The following is a 1,654-nucleotide window of genomic DNA, read 5'->3' on the forward strand; positions in this document are numbered from 1 at the left end:
CAGATCAATATCCCGGTCGATCTGGTGCGCCAGCCAGAGAGAGCCGAATTCTTCGACCTTCAAACTGATGACATCCGCCTCTTTGCCGCTCAGCAAGCCGGCTACCTTTTCGGGCGAGCCGATGTAGATTTGGGAGATGACCTTGGGCTTGCCATCGACCCTGGCAATCTCCCGGACGTAGAGGTAGGGTCTTCCTTTTTTAGTTTTTACGTGAAAATGTGCCATGCAGGCATAATAGCAGTAGGGTCTTACATATCAAGCAAAATATTCCGAAATCCCAATATTTATGGGCGATTCCACCGGAGATCGTGTTTTTTTGGAGGGTCTTGCAGAGGTGAGATAATCAACTCGCTGATTTCACAGAGATTTGCCAGGCGGGGAGAGATTATCTCCGAAACTCCTGTTTAAATTGTCTCGGCAAACCCAATTCAACATTGTCCCTGCGGGCTGAGGCTGAGGGTTCTCGATAAAACTGGCTATTGCTTTTGTATATTGACGGTCTGTCGTTTTCGAAATATTGATACGTGTAGCGGCGCGCACTCATAAACGCTGACACACGCAATCGTGTCACGTTTTGGGCCCAAATTAAGTGATTCTATCCAACCCCTCCGACCCAAATTAAATGACACTGAGCCCACTTTATTTGCAACTGGGCGCGCAATCGCGTCACCGGGCTCACTTTATTTGACACTGGTAAGCGTAAGGGTTGGCGTCAACCAGCAATCCCCAATTTTAGCAATTCCTTCTGGATCTCCTGTGACCTCCCTTGTGCCAGGTGCCCATGCAAGTAGGAGCGGATTTCTGAAGGGCGAGCGTCGATCGCTTCGCTCAGACTTTTTATGTTATACCCGTAACGGTGCAGGTTCGCTTCCTTGCCGTTCAGATCCTGGGTGATAACCTGTTGCAAGGTTTCGACATCCACAGGTTTTTGGCCGATCTGGTGACCCCTACTAGATGTAGCGGCGTGCACTCATAAACAATCAACAAAGAAACCAGTTGTCGCTTCAAGATCGGAAACGGCAAGACCAAGATGATGAATGCCAAGTGTCGCCATTACATTCCCTTCCTCCTGCGATGGGTAACCTGCTCGCCAGCAATTCCCCAGTTATCGGTTTCCACCTCGTCAATCACTACCACCGTGGTGGCTGGGTTTTTATTCAACACCTTCTTAAGTAATTCAGTAACCCCGGAAATCAGCTCTCCCTTCTGCTCAGCGGTTGCACCTTCTTTCGTAATCTTAATATTGACGTATGGCATAAATGCCTCCCTTGAGATATCGCTTCCAAGTAATTCTACAGTTCTGTATATCTCCTCGGCTTGAGCAGGGTTCCATGTACAGTTCGGATTCTGCAAAAGCTGCCTACTTAGTTCCTTTTACCAAAAAGATCTCGTAATGCACCAATATTTTGTGAAATATTTTCGTTCTTGTTTGCAAGCCGCTACACCTACCTTTCATCTAAAATCCGCTTCAGCTCATCGTTGGTTATTCGGGAATACTGCAGAGAAAAAGAGGCGTTCTTATGCCCCAGCTGCCTTTGCACTGCCGCCACATTGCCGGTTTTCTCCATAATGAACACTCCCATACCGTGTCTGGCCGAGTGGGGAGTTTTATCTTTATCCACCCCGGCAAAATCCCGCACCTGATTCCACACGA

At 48.2% G+C, this 1,654-nt stretch carries 3 protein-coding genes and 1 pseudogene; all 4 read right to left on the reverse strand.

From position 1 onward, the window contains the following. Positions 1-225, reverse strand: a pseudogene (locus ACYQ8U_RS22950) (IS1634 family transposase); the annotation flags it as partial. A gap of 487 nt (positions 226-712) precedes the next feature. Then, on the reverse strand, positions 713-922 hold the full coding sequence (locus tag ACYQ8U_RS22955) for a hypothetical protein (protein ID WP_459947886.1): 210 nt from the start codon (positions 920-922) through the stop codon (positions 713-715). 131 nt (positions 923-1,053) lie between these two features. Then, positions 1,054-1,257 carry a 2-hydroxymuconate tautomerase family protein gene (locus ACYQ8U_RS22960; protein WP_459947888.1) on the reverse strand — a complete coding sequence of 68 codons (204 nt, stop codon included), beginning with the start codon at positions 1,255-1,257 and terminating at the stop codon, positions 1,054-1,056. Positions 1,258-1,445: 188 nt separating this feature from the next. Beyond that, positions 1,446-1,654: tyrosine-type recombinase/integrase (locus ACYQ8U_RS22965; RefSeq protein WP_459947887.1), on the reverse strand; the 209-nt coding region annotated here is incomplete at its 5' end.

It is taken from the genome of Desulfocastanea catecholica (genome assembly GCF_054657295.1).